We start from the raw sequence: 20,450 nt of genomic DNA on the forward strand, positions 1-20,450 counted from the left end.
CGGGGGAGGCGACGGAGCCCACCCGCCCACCCCTCCGCCGCCTCCCCCTCTCACCCATGCACGTTGCGGGTGTGGTGAGGTCGGGGATCCGTACTTGGAAAAAGGTGAAGACAAGGCCTGCCGCATGGTGGGCCTTTTGAATGAGAGGGGACGCCATGTCGCGTCGGGTAATTTCAGTCCTGATTTTCGGATTGGTGGGCGCGGGTCTGCTGGTGGCGCTTGGCCTGTGGCAGCTGCAACGCCTCGCGTGGAAAGAGGCCGTGCTGGCCGAAATCTCGGCGCGGATCGAGGCGGCACCCGTGGGTCTTCCCGATGTCTTCGACCGCGACGCCGACCGCTATCTGCCGGTGCGCGTCGAGGGGCGCTTCGCGGGCGATCCGGTGCGGGTGTTGGTCAGCATGCAGGGGGCGGGGCCGGGCTACCGGGTGATTACCCCGTTCGAGAGTGCGGGCCAGCGCATCATGGTCGACCGGGGGTTTCTGGCGGAAGGTGTCGCCATGCCCGATGCGCCGGACGGAGAGATCACCCTTGTGGGCAACCTGCATTGGCCCGACGAGGTGGACGGATTCACGCCGGCGCCGGACCTGGGCCGCAACATCTGGTACGCGCGGGACGTGGACGCCTTGGCGGCGCACCTGTCGGCCGAGCCGGTCTTGGTCATCGCGCGGGAATTGTCGGTTTCAGATGCCCCGCTGACGCCCTTGCCGGTGACGATCGAGGGCATCCCGAACAATCATCTGGGCTATGCGATCCAGTGGTTCGGCCTCGCCCTCGTATGGTTGGGGATGACAGCGTTCCTGCTCTGGCGTATCACGCGACGAAGTGTTTGAGGGAGCCTGAAGTGCAATATGTTTCGACCCGGGGGCGGGCGCCCGTCCTCTCTTTTGAAGAGGCCATGCTGACAGGTCTTGCGCGTGATGGCGGGCTCTACGTGCCGGCGGAAATTCCGCAGATGTCCCAAGGCGACATCGCCGCGCTGGCGGGGCTCTCCTACGAGGAGATCGCCTTCCGCGTGATGCGGCCCTTCGTGGGCGATACCTTCGGGGATGACGAATTCGCCGAGCTGATCGAGAAGGCCTACGCGGGCTTTGGCCATGCCGCGCGCGCGCCACTCAAGCAATTGCAGGACAACCATTTCCTGCTGGAGCTGTTCCACGGGCCGACGCTGGCCTTCAAGGACTTCGCCATGCAGTTGATCGGGCAGATGTTCCAGGCGGCGCTGAGCCGGCGCGGCGAGCGGGTGACCATCGTGGGGGCGACCTCGGGCGATACCGGCTCGGCCGCGATGGAGGCATTTCGCGGCCTCGACGCGGTCGACGTCTTCATTCTTTTCCCCCATGGCCGGGTCTCGGACGTGCAGCGCCGCCAGATGACCACCGTGTCCGAGGCCAACGCCCATGCGCTGGCGCTGACCGGCGATTTCGACGATTGTCAGGCGCGGCTGAAGGACATGTTCAACCATTTCGACTTCCGCGACCGAGTGCGGCTGGCGGGGGTGAACTCGATCAACTGGGCGCGGGTGCTGGCGCAGGTCGTCTATTACTTCTCCTCCGCCGTGTCGCTCGGGGCGCCGCATCGGCCCGTCTCCTTCTGCGTGCCGACGGGCAATTTCGGCGACATTTTTGCGGGCTACATCGCCAAGCGCATGGGGCTGCCGATCGACAAGCTGGTGATCGCGACGAACCAGAATGACATCCTGCACCGGGCGATGGTGTCGGGCGGTTACACGACCGAAGGGGTGACGCCCTCGATCAGCCCGTCGATGGATATCCAGGTCTCCTCCAACTTTGAACGCGCGCTTTTCGATGCCTACGATCGCGATGGAGAGGCCGTGGCGCAGCTCATGGAGGAGCTGAAATCCGGCGGCGGCTTCAAGATCAGCCAAGGCGCCATCGGACGCCTGCGCGAGACCTTCGCCTCGGGCCGCGTTTCAGAGGAAGAGACCTCGGCCATGATCGCGCGCGCGCTGCCCGAGATGGGTGAACTGCTCTGCCCCCATTCGGCGATTGGTGTCGATGTGGCGCAGGATTTCCTCGGGAAAGTGCCGATGGTCACGCTCGCCACGGCGCATCCGGCGAAATTCCCCGACGCGGTCGAAGCGGCCTCGGGCATCCGGCCCGGACTGCCCCCGCGCATGGCCGATCTGTTCGACAAACCCGAACGCGTGCAGCGGGTGGAGAACGACCTCGCCGCGCTGGAGCAAGTGATCGAAGGAGGCATCCGCCCGTGACAGTGGAACTTCATACGCTCGACAACGGGTTGCGCATCGTGACCGAACATATGCCGGGGCTGGAATCCACCGCCCTCGGGATCTGGGTGAGCGCCGGGGGGCGCCACGAGCGCGTGGAGCAAAACGGAATCGCGCATTTCCTCGAGCACATGGCGTTCAAGGGCACGGCCCGCCGGTCCGCCCTGCAGATCGCCGAAGAGATCGAGGACGTGGGCGGCTACATCAACGCCTATACCTCGCGTGAGGTGACAGCCTATTACGCGCGCGTCCTGAAGGACGATGTGGCGCTGGCGCTGGACCTGATCGGCGATATCGTCCTCAACCCGATCTTCGACCCGCGCGAGATCGAGGTGGAGCGCGGCGTGATCCTGCAGGAGATCGGGCAGGCCGCCGATACCCCCGACGACGTGATCTTCGACTGGTTGCAGGCCGCTGCCTATCCCGAGCAGCCCCTCGGCCGCACCATCCTCGGCCCGGCCGAGCGGGTGCAGGCCTTTGGCCGCAAGGATTTCGATACCTTCGTGGCGGAAAACTATGGCCCCGGTCAGTTGATCGTCTCGGCGGCCGGCGCCGTCGACCATGACGAGATCGTGCGGCTGGCCGAGAAGGCGTTCGGCCATCTCAAGCCGGTGCCCCAAGCGCTGCCGCAGCCCGGCACGTTTCAGGGGGGCGAGCACCGCGTCGTCAAGGCGCTGGAGCAGGCGCATTTCACGCTCGCGCTCGAGGCGCCGGGCTACCGCTCCGACGATATCTACACGGCGCAGATCTACGCGACTGCGCTCGGCGGCGGCATGTCCTCGCGCCTGTTTCAGGAGATCCGCGAGAAACGGGGCCTTTGCTATACGATTTATTCACAAGTCGGCAGCTACGATGACACCGGCCTGCTGACGATCTACGCGGGCACCTCGGGGGAGGATCTGCCGGAGCTTGTCGGTCTCACGATTGATGAGCTGAAGCGCTCTGCCGACACGATGACAGAGGCTGAGCTGGCACGCGCGCGCGCGCAGATGAAGGCGGGCCTGTTGATGGGGCTGGAAAGCCCCTCCGCACGGGCCGAGCGATTGGCGCGGCTGGTGGCGATCTGGAACCGTGTCCCGCCGCTCGAGGAATCCGTGGCGCGGATTGATGCGGTCACGCTCGACGGGTTGAAGGAACATGCGGGTGCGATGGGGCAGGCGGGCTCGGCCATGGCGCTTTACGGACCGGTCGACAGCGCCCCTGATCTCGCCACGGTGAGGGAGCGTCTGGCTGCCTGATGCTCGCGCTCAAACGCAACCTGCGCCTGGAAACGGAGCGTTTGACGCTACGCCTTCCGCGCCATGCGGACTTCCGGCCGTGGGCGGCGTTGCGGCATCAGTCGCGGGATTTCCTCGTCCCGTGGGAGCCGGTCTGGGCTGACGATCACCTGACCCGCAAGAGCTTCACGGCCCGCGTCTACTGGGCGCAGCGCTCGGTCAACCAAGGCTCTGCCGTGCCACTCTTCATCACGCGCCGCGCCGATGATGCGCTTCTGGGGGCCATCACCCTCGACAACGTGCGCCGTGGCCCGGCGCAATCGGCAACCCTCGGCTATTGGATCGGCCTGCCGTTCATCCGCCAGGGCTACATGCGCGAAGCCATCGGCGCGATGTCCCACTACGCCTTCCGCTCGCTCGATCTCAGCCGGCTCGAAGCCGCCTGCTTGCCGGAAAACGCCGCCTCGCGCGGGGTGCTGGAGAAATCCGGCTTCAAATACGAGGGCGTCGCCCAAAGCTATCTCCAGATCAACGGCCGCTGGCGCAACCACGTGCTCTACGCCAATCTGCGCCACGACCGACGCGGACGCACCGAAGTCGGGTGACGCCGCGAAAGGGCTGCGTTAAGTCTATGCCATGACATGTCTTTCCCGTTTGACCGCTGAAATGCCTCACGTCCTGCGCGACGTGGAGGATCGGTATCTTGAAGAGCCGCGCGGACATTGGCGCGGGCAGGCGCTCGCCGTCGCGGCCCCGACGACGACGCAGGAGGTCGCGCAGATCCTGCGCATCGCGAACGACACGCAGACCCCGATCATCCCGTATTCCGGCGGCACCGGATTGGTGGGCGGGCAGGTCATGGAGACCGGTAACCCCCCGATTCTATTGACGATGGAGCGGATGACAGCCGTGCGCGCCATGGATGCTCAGGCCGGTACCATGGTGGTCGAGGCCGGCGCGATTCTCGAGAATGTCCATGGCGTGGCCGAAGCCGAGGGCTGGATCTTCCCGCTTGCCCTGGCCTCCCAGGGCTCGGCCCGGATCGGCGGGCTGCTCGCCACCAACGCGGGCGGCGTCAACGTGATCCGCTATGGCAACGCCCGCGATCTCGTATTGGGGATCGAGGCGGTTCTGGCTGATGGCACTGTGATCAACGGCCTTTCGGCGCTCCGCAAGAACAACATGGGCTATGATCTGCGCCATCTGCTGATCGGCTCCGAAGGCACGCTCGGCGTCATCACCGCCGCAACTTTGCGATTGTTTCCAACGCCTTCCGCCACCGGAGCGGGCCTGATGACCGTCCCCTCGCCGCAGGCCGCGCTGGATCTCCTGCGTCTGGCCCAGTCCCGGATCGGAGAGGGGGTCTCGGCCTTTGAATTGATCAACAAGACCGGTTTCGACTTTCTGGCAGAGGTCGGCCCCGACCTGCGCATTCCCTTCGACGAGCCGCCGGAATGGAGTTGCCTGATCGACCTCGGGCTGTCCCATGGGACGCCGGCGGACGCCTTGGAGAGCCTGTTCGAAGAAGCTTTCGAGGCTGGCATCGTGACCGACGGCGTCGTCGCGCAATCCGAGGCGCAGCGCAAGGAGATGTGGGCGGTCCGCGAAAACATCCCCGAGGCAAACCGCCGGATCGGCTCTGTCTCGTCCCACGACATCGCGGTGCCGGTGGCCCGTTTGCCGGCGTTCATCGCCGAGGCACCGAAGCGGCTGGCCGAAATAAATGACTTCAGGATCAACTGCTTCGGCCATCTGGGCGACGGCAACCTGCACTACAACGTGTTCCGGCCGAAGGGCGAGGCGCGCGACGCCTTCGCGGGCTATCGCTCAGCGGTCAAGACCTGCGTGCACGAGTTGGTGCACGAGTTCGGCGGCTCGGTTTCCGCCGAGCACGGCATCGGTCGCATGAAAGTCGCCGATCTGGAGCGGTTCGGCGATCCCGGCAAGTTGAGCGCGATGCGCCTGATCAAGCGCGCGCTCGACCCGCAGAACATCCTCAACCCCGGCGCGGTGCTGCGGGCCGACCCCTGAGGCTCGGCCCTGGCCCTCGCGTCAGTCGCGTTGGCCCGAGAAACGCTCCGCCCATTCCTCGCGCTGCTCGTCCGCGATCTTCGCAAACAGCACCTCCGGCACCGTGAAGGCGTGACCCGCGGGCAGGGCGGACAGCGCCGCTTCCGCGCTGTCCGGCCAAGCGACGTCGACGTTCATGCCCTCCGCCATGGCGCGCGCGGCGTTCGGGATGAAGGGCGAGGACAGGCCGGCGTAGAAGGGGATGAGGTTCAGCGCGAAACGGGTCACCGCCGCGGCGCGCTCCGGGTCTGTCTTGAAGGCGGTCCAGGGCGCCGCGGACTGCAGGTACTCGTTTCCGGCAACCCAGATCGCCCGCAATTCAGCCGCCGCCTTGCGCACGTCGATGGCGTCCATGTTGCTTTGGTAGGCGGTAAGGCGCTTTTCCAGATCGGCGATCAGCGCCAATTCCTGCGCGCCATATTCGCCGCCTTCCGGCACCGTCTCGCCGAACTTGGAGCGGCAGAACTTGGTGATCCGGCTGACAAAATTGCCGAGCACGTCCGCAAGGTCCTTGTTCACGTCTTGCTGGAAGGTCTCCCAGGTGAACTCCGCATCGGAGGTCTCGGGGGCATGGGACAGAAGCCACCAGCGCCAGTAGTCCGACGGCAGGATCTCGAGCGCCTGATCCATGAAGACGCCGCGCCCCTGCGAGGTGCTGAATTGGCCACCGTCGTAGTTCAGGTAGTTGAAGGATTTGATGTAATCGACCAGCTTCCACGGCTCGCCCGACCCGAGGATCGTCGCCGGGAAGGAGAGCGTGTGAAACGGCACATTGTCCTTGCCCATGAATTGCACATATCGAACATCATCGGCGCCTTTATCCACACGCCACCAACGTTCCCAATCAGAAATCTTGCCTTCCTCCACAGCCTCGGCGGCGCAGGCGATATACTCGATCGGCGCGTCGAACCAGACGTAGAAGACCTTGCCTTCCATGCCCGGCCATTCGTCGTCACCCCGCTTGACCGGCACGCCCCAATCGAGGTCGCGAGTGATGCCACGGTCTTGCAACCCGTCGCCGTCGTTTAACCATTTCTTCGCAATCGACGTGGTAAGAACGGGCCAGTCGGTTTTTGAAGAAATCCAATCGCTCAGCTGTCCGCGCAGCTCCGATTGGCGTAGGTAGAGGTGTTTGGTCTCGCGGACCTCCAGATCGGTGGAGCCTGAAACGGCGGACCGGGGCTCGATCAGGTCGGTCGGGTCTAGCTGCTTGGTGCAGTTCTCGCACTGATCACCCCGCGCTTTGTCGTAGCCGCAGTTGGGGCAGGTGCCCTCGATATAGCGGTCGGGTAGGAAGCGTCCGTCGGCGTGGGAATAGACCTGTTTCTCTTCCACCTCGGCGATCAGGCCGGCATCCGCCAGCTTGCCGGCGAAATGCTGCGTCAACGCGTGGTTCTGGGGAGAGGACGATCGGCCAAAGTGATCGAAGGACAGGCCGAAGCCCTCCGCGATCCGGGATTGCACCGCATGCATCTCGGCGCAGAACTCGGCAACCGGCTTGCCCGCCTTGGCTGCGGCAAGCTCTGCCGGCGTGCCGTGCTCATCGGTGGCGCAGAGGAACAGAACCTCCTGACCCCGCGCGCGCAGGTAGCGGGCGTAGAGGTCGGCGGGTAACTGCGAGCCCACGAGATTGCCCAGGTGCTTGATCCCGTTGATATAGGGAATGGCACTGGTGATGAGCGTACGGGAGGAGGTGGTGCTGGACATCGGGGAAGGGGCCTTCGGAACATGCGTTTGGCGCAGCTTTACCCCCGCGCCGCGGCCATGGCCAGTGGCGGCGTGAATTGGACGCGCCCCGGCGCCGCGACGTCCGGGCTGCGGGGATCAGGCGGGGGCGGCCAGATGCCCTCTATTTGTCGCTGTTGCGCCGGAAGATGCGCCCGACCTGGAACGAGGTGCGCGGGATCCAGACGTAAGGCTTGCGGACCTCCGACGCGCCGCGCCGCGCCACCCGGATCAGGCCGAAGACGATCAACCCCGCATGGGCGGCCGAGATGAAGTAGAACAACGCCGCCGGGCCGTAGGCGGTAATCAGGCCAGAGGTCGCCAGGGGCGCCACGATCGCGCCAGTGGCAAAGAAGAACATCAGCGCGGCCGAGAGCTCGATGCGTTGGCTGTCGTCGGCCCAGTCATGGGCGTGGGCGGCCGAAAGCGAATAGATTGGGAAGGTCGTGGCTCCGAACAGCAGGGCCGCGCCGAAGATTCCCACCGGCCCGAGCCCCGGCACCGCGATGGTCACGGCGCAAGCCAGGATAGACGCGGCCGAGAAGCCGATCAGGACCCATCGGCGGTCATAGCGGTCCGCCAGAAGCCCCGCCGGCCATTGCGCCAAGGCGCCGCCCAGAACGAAGGCCGCGAGGAAAAGGCCGATATCGCCCGCGACCAGCCCGACCTGCTGGCCGTAAAGCGGGCCGGTCATCCGCAACGAGGCCGAGGAGACCCCCGCCACCACCACGCCGCTGACCGCCAGCGGCGAGAGGGACCACGCCAGGGAGGGTCGCAGGCGCGAGGTGCCGTGGCTCACGGGCTGCTTCAACCGCGTCATGGTCAACGGCAGGAGGGCCGCACAGCACAGGATCGCCAACAGGTTGTAGGAGACATAGGACGCCGGCGCGAGCACCCCGATCATGAATTGCGCCACCAGCTGCCCCGTGGTGTCGACCATCCGGTAGATCGCCATCGTGCGGCCCCGGTTCTCGTTCGTGGCCTTGGCCTGCAACCACGCCTCGATCACCGTGAAACAGCCGGCGATGCACAGCCCGATCGCCACCCGCATCATCGCCCAGGCGTAGGGGTTCAGGATCATCATATGCGCCATCAGGCCGATCGCGCCCATGGCGGTGAAAACGGCGAAGGCGCGCGAATGGCCGACCGCGCCCATCAGGCGGGGCGACCACCAGCAGCCGATGAAGAACCCCAGAAAATGCGCCGAGCCCAACAGGCCGATATGGCCGTTGGTGAAGCCGAGCGCGGTGCCGGACAGCACGTCCAAGGGGCCCACGCCGCTCGAGGAAAATTGTAGAAGAATGACCGAAAGGAATAGGGCTGCGAAGGAAATCAGGAGGCGCATGGAAAGACCCGTGGGCTGTGCTCGCCTTTGTGTGAGCCTGTCCGCCTGTGGGTGCAAGGCGATAGTGCCCGCGCGCGCCGGTGTCAGGGCAGGGCGCGCCGCACCGGGGCAGGGCGCGCGGCTTGCGTCACGCGGGTTCCAGCCCGGGTTCCGGCGCGGGCATCTGCACCACGGGGCGGCCGCGCCCGGCTCGGGTCACCGCCCATTCGGCCACCGGCGCGGTACGCGCGCGCAGGCGGCAGAGGCGCCAGCTGTCGGTCTCTGCCCCGTGGGCGGGGCTCAGTTGCCAACGGCTTTCCACCCCCGCCGCGCCGCCGTCTCCCGGTGTCAGGATCACCCCAAGGGGCGCGCGGCCCGTCTTCTCGAACCCCGCCTCGGCCGCCAGATGCAGGCGCCGGACCGGGGTCAGCCCGGGCGGTTCGGGCAGGTCCAGCACCACAAGGCGCGTCAGCCCGCTGCGCAGCGCCTCTTCCATGCACCACAGCAGATCACCGGGGCGACAGCATTCCACGAACATCAGCCGACCGGGGTCGATCTCGTGGCGCACCCCCGCCATATGCAGGCGATCGGGGTGCCACTCGGGCCTGATCCACAGGATCTGGCTCGCCATATCTGTCTGCTTGTCGGCCGCCGCAAGCCACAGGGCCAGCCGCCGGCGCCCGTGGCCACAGAACTCATGGGCCCGCCCGCCGGGCAGGTCAAAATGGTTCAGAAGGCGCAGACCGGGCCGGTCATGGCGATGAGATTGACGAGAGAGCTTGGTGATATCCATGGAGAGACAGTATAGATGTTCTCGCTTCGTTCTCAAGCCTTGCGTGTGGCTCAAAGCTGGCTAGGTTGGCCGCACCTCCGGCACCAAAAGGACCTTCCCCCACATGCGCACGATCCCCTTAGGCTCGACTGACGAGACCATTACCGATTTCTGCCTCGGCACCATGACATGGAGCACCCAGACCCCTGAATCCGACGCTCATCGGCAGATCGACATGGCGCTGGAGGCGGGAATCGACATCATCGACACCGCCGAGATGTACCCGGTCAACCCGGTCCGGGCCGAGACGGTCGGCAACACCGAAAAGACCATCGGCAAGTGGATCGCCGCCAATCCGGGCCGCCGGGCGGAATTCAAGCTCGCCACCAAGCACTCCGGCCTGAACGAGAGCTTCGTGCGTCCCGGCCAGTCAATCACCGCCGAGACCTTCTCCAAGACGCTGGACAAGTCGCTGGCGCGGCTGCAGACCGATTACGTCGACATCTACCAACTCCACTGGCCCAACCGCGGCAGCTACATGTTCCGGCAGAACTGGACTTACGAACCGAAGGGCGACCGGGACGAGATCATCGCCGATATGCATGCGATCCTCGAGGCTGCCGAGGCAGCGCGAAAAGCCGGCAAGATCAAGCATTTCGCGCTGTCGAACGAGACGGCATGGGGCACGGCCCAATGGCTGCGGCTGGCCGAGGACCACGGCTTGCCGAGGGTCCAGACAGTGCAGAACGAATACTCGCTGCTCTGCCGCGCCTATGACACCGACATGGCCGAGCTGGCCTACCACGAGAAGGTGACGCTTCTGGCGTTCTCGCCGCTGGCCACCGGGCTTCTCACCGGCAAATACAGCGGCGGCGCGGTGCCCGAGGGCTCTCGCCAGACGTTGTCGCCGGGTCTGGGCGGGCGCATGACCGACCGCGCGCTGATCGCGGCGGATGCCTATGTGGCGGTCGCGCAGAAGCACGGCCTCGACCCCGTCCACATGGCGCTGGCCTTCACCGTGCAGCGGCCGTTCTCCGTCTCGACGATCTTCGGCGCCACGACCTCCGAGCAGCTCGCCCATATTCTCGCGGGCAAGGACGTTGTGCTTTCGCAAGAGGTCATGGATGATCTGAACGAGACCCATCGCCAGCATCCCATGCCTTATTGAGCGCCCATGCCCCGCATCCTGATTTTCGGTGACAGCAATTCCCACGGCACTGTGCCGATCTCCTGGCTCGGGCAGTCCGACCGTTTTGCGTCGGGCGTGCCTTGGCCCGATGTGCTGGCGGACCGGACCGGGATGACGGTCATTGCCGAAGGGTTGCCGGGCCGCACCACGGTCCATGACGATCCGATCGACGGCGGGGCACGTAACGGGGCGGCGGTCCTGCCGGCGCTCTTGCTCAGCCACACGCCGCTGGACGCGGTGGTGATCATGTTGGGCACCAATGACCTCAAGCCGCGCTTCGCCACCTCCGCCTTCGATATCGCCAAGTCGGTGGAGCGTCTGGTCACGATCACCCGTTCCCTGACGCCCGCGGCCAAGGTGCTGATCGTCGCCCCCGCGCCGGTCTCCGAGACCGGCGTTCTGGCCGATGCCTTTGCCGGGGCCGAGGCGCGGCAGCGCGGGCTGGCGGCGCATCTCGCCGCCGCGGCCACGCGCGTCGGCGCGGCCTTCGCGGAAGCGGGCGATTACGCGCAGGTCTCTCCCATCGACGGCGTGCATCTGGACGAAGCCAACCACCGCGCCTTGGGCGAGGGGCTGGCCGCCCACGTCACCGCGCTCCTCTCCGCACCGCCCAAGGCCCGCGCCGACAGGCCCGCCCCCGATCCGACCGCGCCCACCGCGCCCAAGACCCTCGCCCGCGCCGTGCCGCCGGAGTGGGTCGACTACAACAACCACATGAACGAGGCCTTCTACCTCACCGCCTTCTCCGACGCCGCTGACCAACTGCTGGACTGGGCCGGAATGGACGCCGGCTGCGTGCAGGCCGGCGCCTCGGTCTTCACCGTGGAAACCCACATCCGCCATCTGGGCGAGGTCAACATCGGCGATCCGCTCCGCGTCACCACGCGGGTCATCGAGGGCGGCGGCCCCAAGCTGCATCTCTGGCACGAACTGCACGTTGAAAGCCGCCTCTGCGCCACCGCCGAGCAGCTCCTTTTGCACATGGATCTCAGCACCCGCCGCCCCGCGCCGCCGCCCGAGGCCGTCGGCACATGGCTCGCTCAGGCGAAAGCCGCTCACGCCCCGATGCCGCTGCCCGAAGGCTTCCAGCGCCACGTGGGCCAGGCGCGGACCTAGCCGCGCAGCGCGTTCAGCGTCTCGAGAAACTGATGCGAGGGCACCACCGCCTCGCGCACCAACCCGTCGAAATGCTGCGTCATCGCCCGCACCCGGTCCCGGTCGCGGAAGGCGAGGTAATGCCGCCCCATGTAGATCACCGCCATCTTAGGCCCGAAGACCGTCACCGGCGCCGAAAACGTCGTGCGCGCGTCGAAGAGGACAATCCGTAGCGCCGGGTAGAGCCGGTCGTAGATCTCTGCCATCCAGTCCAGCTGCGCCGCCCGGATCTCGGCGCTCAAGCCACTGTAATACCCCTCGGCCTTCGCGAAGCTCTCCAGCTCGTGGGCCGGCATCGCCATTTCGTAATCGCTCAAGGTCAGGGCCAGCCAATCCAGCCGCGCCGCCGCCGCATCGATCGCCTGGTCCGGCCGCCGGTGGGTCAGCGGCGCATATTCCCACTGCAACACGGCTTCCGTCTTCAGGATGTCGGGAAGCGTCGCGGGCACGTGGCGGATCTTGTAGCCCTCCGCCTCGCGCTGCCACGCGAAGATCTGGTCGTCCAACGTCGTCGCTCGCCCGGTCTCGGAGATCGAGAGGCTCGTGGCCAGCAACTTCCCCGCCTGCTCGGGCCGGTCCGAGAGGCCGAGAAGCCAATCGGCCGAGACATCCAGCGCCTGCGCGCAGCCCGCCACGATATGCCCCCCCGGTATCCGCGCGTCCTCTTCGGCCAACATCTGCGTCACCGTCGAGCGGTCCACCCCCACCGCGCGCGCCAGCGCCGCCCGGCTCATTCCTGCCGTGGTCAGCGCGGCAATCAGGCGCTCCCGAAAGGCGGCCGCGCGGCCCAATCTGCTGGCAGTATTCTGCATTGTTTGATTTTCTCAACACTGTTGGGGTCGCGTAGATAAAACCCTGACTGCTCCTGACAATCAAGCTGCAGTATCTCTCGTCAAAAGAAACGACCGGAGGCTCCATGCAGACACGTTGGCCCACATTTGCCCTGATTTCAGCCTGTTACGCGACATGGCTCGCCGTCTTGTTCCTCGTGCCATGGGTCGGGGCGGCGATCCTCCTGCTGATCCCGCTCATCGCATTGCAATCCTCGCTCCAGCACGAGGTGATGCACGGCCATCCCTTCGCCAGCCGCCGCGCGTCCGAGGCGCTGGTCATCGGCTCCCTCAACCTCGCCATCCCCTACCTGCGCTTCCGCGACACGCACCTGGCCCATCACCGCGACGCGAGCCTGACCGACCCCTATGACGACCCCGAAAGCAATTATCTGGACCCACGCCGCTTCGCCCGACTGCCGCGCGCGCTGCAAGGGATCCTGCGCGCCAACAACACGCTGGCAGGCCGGATGCTGCTGGGCCCGCTCCTCGGACAGGTCAGCTTCATGCTGTCGGACGCGCGCGCCTTCCGCACGGGCCAGCCCGGCGTCGCCCGCGCCTGGGCCATCCACGCCCTTGTCAGTGCTGCAATCGTGGCGCTGGTCATCGCGTCACCCACGCCCCTCTGGGCCTATGCCATCGCCTGCTACGGCGCGCTCTCGCTTTTGAAGATCCGCACCTTTCTTGAACATCAGGCCCATGCCCGCGCGCGCGGCCGCACCGTCATCATCGAGGATCGTGGCCCCCTCGCTTTTCTCTTTCTCAACAACAACTTCCACGTCGTCCACCACATGCACCCGCGCGTGCCCTGGTACCGCCTGCCACGCCTCTACGCGGCCAACCGGCAGAAATATCTGCGCTGCAACGACGGCTACCGTTACGCCAATTACGCGCAGATTTTCCGCCAACACCTCTGGCGCGCCAAAGATCCGGTGACCCACCCGCTCTACCCGCAGGAATAAGCCCGGCGCAGAATTCGCTTGGCAGCGCGCGTCCCGCGGCCCATTCAAGTCACCATGCCGCTCTGGATCATCGCCTCCGTCTTCGCCGCTTTCATGCAGAACCTGCGCTTCGTGCTGCAGCGCCACCTGAAGGTCACCAGCCTCTCGACCGGCGGCGCCACTTGGGCGCGCTTCGCCTTCGCCGCGCCCTTCGTGGCCGTAGTGCTCCTGCTCTACCAACAGATCACCGCGCAGCCCTGGCCCGAGATCGGCGCGGGCTACTGGGCCTATGTCATCATCGGCGCGCTGGCGCAGATGTCGGCCACCGCCTGCGTCGTTGCGCTGTTTGCGCGGCGCAATTTCTACGTCGGCATCACCCTGAAGAAATCCGAGGTCATTCTCACCGCGCTCGTGGGCCTCGTGGTACTGGGAGAGGCCGTCTCGCCACCCGTCCTCCTCGCCATCGCCGTGGGTTTCGCAGGGGTCCTCGTCCTCTCCGACCCGCCGCGCGAAAGTGGCCTGCCGTGGCGCGCGCGAATCTTCAACGCGGCCTCGGGCTTCGGCCTCGCCTCGGGGCTGCTCTTCGGCGTCTCGGCTGTCTGCTACCGCGGCGCGATCCTCGCGCTCGACGGCGGCGACGCGGCCCTGCGCGCGGCCTTGGCCCTGCTCACCGCCACTTTGGTGCAGACCGCCACCCTCGGCCTCTGGCTCGCCCTGCGCGAGCGCGGCCAGATCACCGCCGTCCTTGCCGCGTGGAAAGTCTCGTCGCTCACCGGCCTCACCTCGATGCTCGGCTCGATGGGCTGGTTCATCGCCTTCGCCCTGCAGACCGCGGCTTATGTGAAAGCGCTGGGTCAGGTCGAGCTGCTCTTCACCTTCCTCTTTTCCGCCTTCTGGCTGCGCGAAAAGACAACCCGCAACGAGCTTCTCGGCGTGGCCCTCATCCTCGCCTCGCTGGCCCTCATCCTGCGCGCCGGCCTGCAGGGCTGAGGCCCGCCTTCATCTTTTCGTAAATACGGCGGGGGTCCGGGGGCTGGCCCCCGGCGCGTCACAGCCGCAGATCACAACCGCCGGAACCGGCTTTCCTCGGTGGAATTGTCGAAGAACGGCACGCCCGGCGCCGCGCGGCCTTCGACCTTCGCAGCCAGCTCCGCCAGCACGACTTCCGTGATGAAGGGCATGTCAAACTTGCGCACTTCGTCGAGTGGGATCCACTGCAGATGGCTCAATTCATCCTCGGCGCCCGAGAAATCGTCAGGGTCCGAGCCGAGGGCCTCTGCATCGGCAAGGAAGAACCGCGCGTCAAAACGGCGCGAGCGGCCCGGCGGCGTGATCGCGCGGAAGATATACTCCAACGCGCCCCCGTCCGGCAGATGCCCCGTCGCAAGGTAGCCGCGCCAGCCCTTGGGCGCCTCGATCTCGCCGGCGCGTGGATCTTTCGTGCCAAGCAGCAAACCGGTCTCTTCCCAGATCTCCCGCACCGCCGCCGCCATGAGAGGTTCCGGCTGTCCCCCGTCAACCGCGAGCCGGGTGGCGCAATCGGGGGCAGGGGGCCGCGCGAAAGGAATGGTTGCGTCCACCGCATCCACCGCGCCGCCCGGAAAGACGAACTTCGAGGGCATGAACGCCGCATCCTTGCCCCGCTGGCCCATCAGCACGCGCGGCCGCGTCGCCCGGTCGCGCAGCACGATCCCCGTGGCCGCGTGACGGATAGCGGATTTGTCGATCAAAAGCCGTGCATCCGCTTGGCCCATTGCACGCCGACAATCAGCCCCTTGAAGCGCGGCAAGAGCGCCAGCGCCATGATCACGACGCCGATGCTGAAACTCACCGCCATGAACCAGGCCGAGGGCTGGTACAGCTCGTAGATCAGCAGTTGCAACGTGCCCATCACATGGGCGGTGACGAGGATCGACATGTAGGCCGGCCCGTCATCGGCCCGCGCGCGGCTGAGGTCCTCGCCGCAGACCGAGCAGCTCGTGTTCAGCTTGAGGTACTTCTCATAGAGCGCCCCCTCACCACAATTCGGGCAACGGTGGCGCATGCCCTTGCGGATCGCGGGCCAGGCGGGGCGCTCCGCCGGCGCGGCAAGCGCGGCGTCGGGGGCGAGGATCGGATCAACGTTCTGTGTCATGGCCGCAAAATGGCCCCTCTCCCCGCGCGCGTAAAGAGCCCGTGCCCGCGACTTGAAGGCGCGGGCGCAAGCGGGCGCAGGTGGGCCACGCAAACTTTTTGCGACGGAACCGCCGCGCCCCCCCGTGAGACTAGGCAGACGAGCAAAACAAAGGAGATACTCGTATGTCACTTATCAAAGCAGGCACGCTGGCCCTTCTGATCCCCCTTTCCGCAGCGGCTCCGGCCTTTGCGCAGGCCACCGACGCCCAGGGCCCGACCCGGATGATCTTTTCCGAGCTCGATACCGACGGCAACGGCGCGGTCACCCTCGAAGAGCTGCAGGCCGTGGGATCCAACCGCTTCTCCGATGCCGATACCGACGGCAGCGGCGCTCTCTCCCGCGCCGAGCTGCTGGCCCAGTCGCAGGAACGCGCCGAGACCCGCGTTGACCGCCTGCTGGAACGCGCGGATGCCGACGGCAACGGCGAGCTGACGGCGGAAGAACTGGAAACCGCCCGCGAAGAAGGCCGCCGAGGCGGTCGCGGCCATGGGCGCGGCCACGGCGCCCGGGGCGAGCACCGCGGCCCCGGCGTCGAGCGCTTCTTCGAGCGCATGGACGCGGACAACAACGGCTCGGTGAGCGAGGCGGAGTTCAACGAGGCCATCGCCAACATGGTGGAGCGGATGGGCCGTCGCCACGGCGGCCGCGGCAACTAAGCGCCAGAAACACGGGGGGAGGGGCCTGTCGCGACGACCGGCCCTTCTCCACACCACGCCCCATTCCCCGAAGGCAAGCGGCAGGATAGACAGGCAGGATGAGCACGGCCGAGACAGAGCTAGGCGCGTTGGACGACGGGGCCTTGATGGTCCTTTTCGCCAATGGCGATCCGCAGGCCGCGCGGCTGTTGAGCGAGCGCCTGTTGCCGCGCGCCTTCCGCCATGCGCAACGGGTGCTGGGCAACGCCTCGGACGCCGAAGACGTGGCGCAGGACGCGATGTTGCGGCTCTGGCGCGCGGCGGCGGACTGGCGCGCCGATGGCCCCGCCCGGCCCGCGACATGGCTGCACAAGGTTGTCGCCAACCTCTGCGTCGACCGCCTGCGCCGCTCCGGCCGCTCGGTCGAACTCGGCGATGATGACTTCGCCGACGACGGCCCCGGCCCCGAGGCGCAACTGCAGGACAGGGGCCGTTTCGCGGCCCTCGACGCGGCCCTCGCCACCTTGCCCGAGCGGCAACGGCAGGCCGTTGTGCTGCGCCATATCGAGGGTCTGGCGAACCCGGAAATAGCCGAGGCCCTCGGCATCGGCGTGGAGGCGGTCGAGAGCTTGACCGCCCGTGGCAAAAGGGCGCTGAAGGCGGCGCTGGAAGATCAAAAGGAGGCTTTGGGATATGACACGTGAACCCCTGAAAGACCCGCTGGATGCGCTCTTGGCGCAGGCCGGATCGGACGGCCCGAGCCCTGATCTGATGGCCCGCGTTCTGGCCGATGCCGAGGCGGTACAGGCCGCCCGCGCGGCGGCCCAGGCGGTCCCGAGCGCGGCCACGGACCCCGCGCCGGCCAACCGCTCGTGGCTGGAGATCCTTCTCGGGGCGCTCGGCGGGTGGAGCGCCATTTCCGGCATCACCGCCGCCGGCGTCATGGGGCTGGCGGTCGGCCTTTATTCGCCCGATACCATCTCGGGCCTGATCAGCGGCGCGGGCTTGAGCTATGACGCGGAAGCCTATGCCGTGACGCCGGATATGGCGGCATTGTGGACGGAGGACGGTGATGTCTGAAAGCGTGAAACCCCGCAGCCCGCGTTGGCTGAAGATCCTGCTGGCGCTGTCGCTGGCGCTGAACCTCGCGGTCGCGGGGATGGTCGCGGGCGCATACCTGCGCGCCGACCCGGCGGGCAATCGCGGCGGCAACGGCATCGCGCTGCGGACCCTGGGGCTCGGCCCCTTTGCGCAGGCCCTGTCGTCGGAAGATCGCGAGGAACTCAGCCAGCGCGTTCAGGCAGCGGGTATCGAAGTCCGCGAGGAGCGCCGCGCCGTGGGCCATGCCCTGCGCCGGATCGAGCAGGCCCTGCGCGCCGATCCCTTCGACCGGGCAGGGGCCGAGGCCGCCTTGGAAAGCTCGCGGGAGCTGGTGATCGCGCTGCAGGCCTCCGGCCACGCGGCCCTGTTGGATCAGATCGATACCATGGATGCGGCAGAGCGGGCGGAACTGGCCGACAGCTTCGCCCGCGTCATGCGCCGCCACGGGCCGCGCCGGTAAAAGCTGTCGCTTACGCGGCGGCGCCCTGGGTGTAGCTGACCTGATCGCGCCCGTGGGCCTTGGCCCCGTAGAGCGCCCGGTCCGCTTGCCGGATCAGCGCCTCCGCGGTGACGGGGACGCCGTCGCCAAGCCCGCCCGGCAGGGTCAGCCCGACGCTCGCGGTCACCCGGATCGGGAACGACCCATCGCCCAGGTCGAAGCTCGCCGCGCCGATGCAGCCACGCAATTGCTCGGCGCACGCCGATGCCGCCTCGCGGTCCGCACCCGACAGCACCACAAGGAATTCCTCGCCACCGATGCGCGCCAGAAGGTCGCTCGGCTTCAACTGCCCGCGCAGGCGGAAGGCGACCTCGCGCAGCACCGCATCGCCCGCGTGATGGCCATAGGTGTCGTTGATGTTCTTGAAGAAATCGAGGTCGATCATCATCACCGAGAGATCGGCGGCGGGCGGGGCCAGCATCTGCTCCATCCGGTGCAGGGCGAATCGGCGATTGTAGAGCCCGGTGAGCGGATCGGTGATCGCGGCCTCCAGCCCGGCGCGGACGCCGGCACGCATCCGGTCCGATTGCCGCTTGCGCCCCAGTTGCGCCGAGATGCGGATCGCCAGTTCCTGCGCGTCGAATGGGTCGTGCAACACGTCACTCGCGCCAAGGTCCAGCGCAATCGCCGCGCGTTCGGTATCGCCCTCGGGCAGGATCATCACGCTGGCCGAATGGCGCGTGCCGGGGCGCGAGCGCAGGTCCGACAGCAGCCGCAGCCCCTCGTTGCGCTGCCCGAGGTCGACCGAGATGACGAAGACATCCGGCGCTTCCGCCTCGGCGGCGGAGGCAAGCGCCAGCTCCTTCGGCATGATCTGGACGGTGCCGCCCACACGTTCCTCGATGGCGGCCTTCCACAACACCGCGCCGCGCGGGCCGGGCGCCACCAGCGCCACCCGTCCGGGCTGCACCTTGGGCTCGAAGCCCAGTGCCGCCTCCGCGAAACCGTAAGCCGAGACGCCTTCGTCGCGACCGCGCAGCTCCCGCACCGAGTCGCTTGCCCGCAGGAGCGATCGCACCCGCGCCAGCAGCGTGACTTCTTCTACAGGTTTGCACAGGAAATCATCCGCCCCGGCCTCCAGCCCCTCCATCTTCGCGGCGCGGTCGCAGAGCGCGGTAATCAGGACGATGGGAATATCCGCCGTCTCCGGCTCTGCCTTGAGCGCGCGGCACACCTCCAGCCCGCTCATGTCGGGCATCATCAGGTCCAGTAGAATAAGGTCCGGTTTGGTTTCACGGGCGAGGCGCAGCGCGTCCGTCCCGTTCTCGGCCTGCTCGACGGTGTAGCACGCGGCGGTGAGCTTGACCTTCATCACGATGCGATTGGTCGCCACATCATCGACGACAAGAATCCGTCCCGCCATGTGCACCTAACCTCGCGTCTCAATCACCGGTCGATTCCCCGGATCTGCTCCTGTAAATGGAGCCTGACGGCGAATAGTTAACAAACTCTTTAATTATAGTTGGATAAATAATCATGCAGCAAGAAATCGCCGAGACACAGGCCTTGGCGCTCCTCGCGTGGCTGGCGGGAGAGGAAGACATCCTGCCCGTATTCATGGGCGCCACGGGCGTCGGGCAGGACGATCTCCGCGCGCGGGCGGCTGATCCGGAATTCCTCGCCTCGATGATGGACTTCCTGCTGATGGACGACGCCTGGGTGCTCAAGGGCGCCGAGGCAACGGGTATCCCCGCCGAGAATTTCGCCCTCATCCGCGCGGGCCTGCCCGGCGGCAACCTTCCGAACTGGACCTGACATGACGCTGTCTTCTTCCGACAAATCCACCGCCGCGGCGGCGCCGTCCGCAGCCAGTGATCGTCCCGTTCCGGCCGGCCCGATCAAGGGCATCGTCTTCGACAAGGACGGCGTCCTCTTCGATTTTCAGGGCACCTGGGGGGCCTGGGCCCACCGGATGATCGGCGCATTGGCCGAGGGCGATGACGCGCTCGCCCAGACCCTTGCCGACGCGCTGGCTTACGACCGTCCGACCCGCAGCTTCCGCCCCGAAAGCTTCGTGATCGCCGGCCCCGCGCACCACATATCCGAGGCGCTCGCCGTTCATCTGCCCCACCGCAGCCTGACGGACATCCATGAATATCTGGTTACCGAGGCCGCCAACACGCCGCTCGCCCCCGCCGTGCCGCTCCGCACCACGCTCTCGGCGCTCAAGGCCAAGGGGTTCCGCCTCGGCGTTGCCACCAATGACGCCGAACGCGCCGCCCGCGCGCAGCTGGCCTCTCAGGACGCCCTCGACCTCTTCGACATGGTCAACGGTTTCGACAGCGGCTACGGCGCCAAGCCCGATCCCGGCATGTGTCTCGCCTTCGCCGAGGCCACCGGCCTCGCGCCCGAGACGTTGGTGATGGTCGGCGACAGCACCCATGACATCGACGCCGGCCGCGCGGCGGGCTTCACCTGTGTCGCGGTCCTGACCGGCGTGGCGACCGAGGCCGATCTCGCCCCCCATGCCGATATCGTTCTGCCCGACATCGCCGCGCTGGAGGACTGGCTCGAAAGCCTCTGAGGCACCGATGGCCCAAATACGACGCTCCTCCGTCGCAATCCGCC

Annotated in this window: 22 protein-coding genes; 15 read left to right on the forward strand and 7 right to left on the reverse strand. The window is 67.0% G+C overall.

The window, feature by feature from the left end:
* Positions 1-155 precede the first annotated feature (155 nt).
* Genes KYE46_RS06880 through KYE46_RS06900 form a run of 5 tightly spaced genes read left to right on the forward strand, consistent with a single transcriptional unit; the run spans position 156 to position 5,496 of the window.
* Positions 156-830: an SURF1 family protein gene (locus tag KYE46_RS06880; RefSeq protein ID WP_219004407.1), complete on the forward strand. Its 675-nt coding sequence runs from the start codon at positions 156-158 to the stop codon at positions 828-830.
* Between the two features lie 11 nt (positions 831-841).
* On the forward strand, positions 842-2,230 hold the full coding sequence (thrC, locus tag KYE46_RS06885) for a threonine synthase (protein ID WP_219004408.1): 1,389 nt from the start codon (positions 842-844) through the stop codon (positions 2,228-2,230).
* Positions 2,227-3,486 carry a M16 family metallopeptidase gene (locus KYE46_RS06890; protein ID WP_219004409.1) on the forward strand — a complete coding sequence of 420 codons (1,260 nt, stop codon included), beginning with the start codon at positions 2,227-2,229 and terminating at the stop codon, positions 3,484-3,486. Before thrC ends, KYE46_RS06890 begins: the two co-directional genes overlap by 4 nt.
* On the forward strand, positions 3,486-4,070 hold the full coding sequence (locus tag KYE46_RS06895) for a GNAT family N-acetyltransferase (protein ID WP_219004410.1): 585 nt from the start codon (positions 3,486-3,488) through the stop codon (positions 4,068-4,070). Before KYE46_RS06890 ends, KYE46_RS06895 begins: the two co-directional genes overlap by 1 nt.
* Positions 4,071-4,101: 31 nt before the next feature.
* Positions 4,102-5,496 (forward strand): FAD-binding oxidoreductase, encoded by a 1,395-nt coding sequence (locus KYE46_RS06900; protein WP_219004411.1) that lies wholly within the window; start codon positions 4,102-4,104, stop codon positions 5,494-5,496.
* 21 nt (positions 5,497-5,517) lie between these two features.
* Here KYE46_RS06900 and metG read toward each other — a convergent pair whose 3' ends face one another.
* The 3 genes from metG to KYE46_RS06915 all read right to left on the reverse strand — a co-directional run bounded on the left by metG (position 5,518) and on the right by KYE46_RS06915 (position 9,377).
* Positions 5,518-7,242 carry a methionine--tRNA ligase gene (gene metG / locus KYE46_RS06905; RefSeq protein WP_219004412.1) on the reverse strand — a complete coding sequence of 575 codons (1,725 nt, stop codon included), beginning with the start codon at positions 7,240-7,242 and terminating at the stop codon, positions 5,518-5,520.
* A gap of 142 nt (positions 7,243-7,384) precedes the next feature.
* Positions 7,385-8,605: an MFS transporter gene (locus KYE46_RS06910; RefSeq protein WP_219004413.1), complete on the reverse strand. Its 1,221-nt coding sequence runs from the start codon at positions 8,603-8,605 to the stop codon at positions 7,385-7,387.
* Between the two features lie 127 nt (positions 8,606-8,732).
* On the reverse strand, positions 8,733-9,377 hold the full coding sequence (locus KYE46_RS06915) for an ImuA family protein (protein WP_219004415.1): 645 nt from the start codon (positions 9,375-9,377) through the stop codon (positions 8,733-8,735).
* Positions 9,378-9,480: 103 nt separating this feature from the next.
* Here KYE46_RS06915 and KYE46_RS06920 point away from each other — a divergent pair, with 103 nt between their 5' ends.
* On the forward strand, positions 9,481-10,524 hold the full coding sequence (locus tag KYE46_RS06920; RefSeq protein WP_219004417.1) for an aldo/keto reductase: 1,044 nt from the start codon (positions 9,481-9,483) through the stop codon (positions 10,522-10,524).
* Positions 10,525-10,530: 6 nt separating this feature from the next.
* Positions 10,531-11,661, forward strand: coding sequence for a thioesterase family protein (locus tag KYE46_RS17485; RefSeq protein ID WP_247716938.1), 1,131 nt, complete (start codon positions 10,531-10,533; stop codon positions 11,659-11,661).
* On the opposite strand, the gene KYE46_RS06935 is transcribed toward KYE46_RS17485, so the two are convergent.
* The gene (locus tag KYE46_RS06935; protein WP_219004419.1) at positions 11,658-12,512 is read right to left on the reverse strand and encodes a helix-turn-helix domain-containing protein; all 855 of its coding nucleotides are present in this window, start codon (positions 12,510-12,512) and stop codon (positions 11,658-11,660) included. The genes KYE46_RS17485 and KYE46_RS06935 overlap by 4 nt on opposite strands.
* A 104-nt stretch (positions 12,513-12,616) precedes the next feature.
* On the opposite strand from KYE46_RS06935, the gene KYE46_RS06940 reads away from it, so the two are divergent.
* Complete coding sequence (locus KYE46_RS06940; protein WP_219004420.1) at positions 12,617-13,492, forward strand: fatty acid desaturase; 876 nt, start codon at positions 12,617-12,619, stop codon at positions 13,490-13,492.
* Between the two features lie 54 nt (positions 13,493-13,546).
* Complete coding sequence (locus KYE46_RS06945) at positions 13,547-14,461, forward strand: EamA family transporter (RefSeq protein WP_219004421.1); 915 nt, start codon at positions 13,547-13,549, stop codon at positions 14,459-14,461.
* A 71-nt stretch (positions 14,462-14,532) separates the two neighbouring features.
* Here KYE46_RS06945 and KYE46_RS06950 read toward each other — a convergent pair whose 3' ends face one another.
* Together KYE46_RS06950 and KYE46_RS06955 are read right to left on the reverse strand one after the other, a co-directional pair.
* Positions 14,533-15,225, reverse strand: coding sequence for an NUDIX hydrolase (locus tag KYE46_RS06950; RefSeq protein ID WP_219004422.1), 693 nt, complete (start codon positions 15,223-15,225; stop codon positions 14,533-14,535).
* Positions 15,198-15,605, reverse strand: a complete 408-nt coding sequence (locus KYE46_RS06955; protein ID WP_219004423.1) for a DUF983 domain-containing protein — start codon at positions 15,603-15,605, stop codon at positions 15,198-15,200. Before KYE46_RS06955 ends, KYE46_RS06950 begins: the two co-directional genes overlap by 28 nt.
* A gap of 164 nt (positions 15,606-15,769) precedes the next feature.
* Between KYE46_RS06955 and KYE46_RS06960 the strand changes: the two genes are divergently transcribed.
* The 4 genes from KYE46_RS06960 (at position 15,770) to KYE46_RS06975 (ending at position 17,843) form a co-directional block, all read left to right on the forward strand.
* The gene (locus KYE46_RS06960) at positions 15,770-16,303 is read left to right on the forward strand and encodes an EF-hand domain-containing protein (RefSeq protein WP_219004424.1); all 534 of its coding nucleotides are present in this window, start codon (positions 15,770-15,772) and stop codon (positions 16,301-16,303) included.
* Between the two features lie 98 nt (positions 16,304-16,401).
* Positions 16,402-16,986 (forward strand): RNA polymerase sigma factor, encoded by a 585-nt coding sequence (locus KYE46_RS06965; RefSeq protein WP_219004425.1) that lies wholly within the window; start codon positions 16,402-16,404, stop codon positions 16,984-16,986.
* Positions 16,976-17,362, forward strand: a complete 387-nt coding sequence (locus KYE46_RS06970; RefSeq protein WP_219004426.1) for a mechanosensitive ion channel family protein — start codon at positions 16,976-16,978, stop codon at positions 17,360-17,362. Before KYE46_RS06965 ends, KYE46_RS06970 begins: the two co-directional genes overlap by 11 nt.
* Positions 17,355-17,843 carry a periplasmic heavy metal sensor gene (locus KYE46_RS06975; protein WP_219004428.1) on the forward strand — a complete coding sequence of 163 codons (489 nt, stop codon included), beginning with the start codon at positions 17,355-17,357 and terminating at the stop codon, positions 17,841-17,843. The genes KYE46_RS06970 and KYE46_RS06975 overlap by 8 nt, the downstream gene beginning before the upstream one ends.
* A gap of 10 nt (positions 17,844-17,853) precedes the next feature.
* Here KYE46_RS06975 and KYE46_RS06980 read toward each other — a convergent pair whose 3' ends face one another.
* Positions 17,854-19,245 carry a diguanylate cyclase gene (locus KYE46_RS06980; RefSeq protein WP_219004430.1) on the reverse strand — a complete coding sequence of 464 codons (1,392 nt, stop codon included), beginning with the start codon at positions 19,243-19,245 and terminating at the stop codon, positions 17,854-17,856.
* A 113-nt stretch (positions 19,246-19,358) separates the two neighbouring features.
* On the opposite strand from KYE46_RS06980, the gene KYE46_RS06985 reads away from it, so the two are divergent.
* A complete protein-coding gene (locus KYE46_RS06985) occupies positions 19,359-19,637 on the forward strand; it encodes a DUF3572 domain-containing protein (protein WP_219004432.1) in 279 nt (92 codons plus the stop codon).
* A gap of 1 nt (position 19,638) precedes the next feature.
* A complete protein-coding gene (locus tag KYE46_RS06990; RefSeq protein WP_219004434.1) occupies positions 19,639-20,406 on the forward strand; it encodes an HAD family hydrolase in 768 nt (255 codons plus the stop codon).
* Positions 20,407-20,450: the final 44 nt, after the last annotated feature.

The organism is Gymnodinialimonas ceratoperidinii (genome assembly GCF_019297855.1).
GTDB lineage: Bacteria > Pseudomonadota > Alphaproteobacteria > Rhodobacterales > Rhodobacteraceae > Gymnodinialimonas > Gymnodinialimonas ceratoperidinii.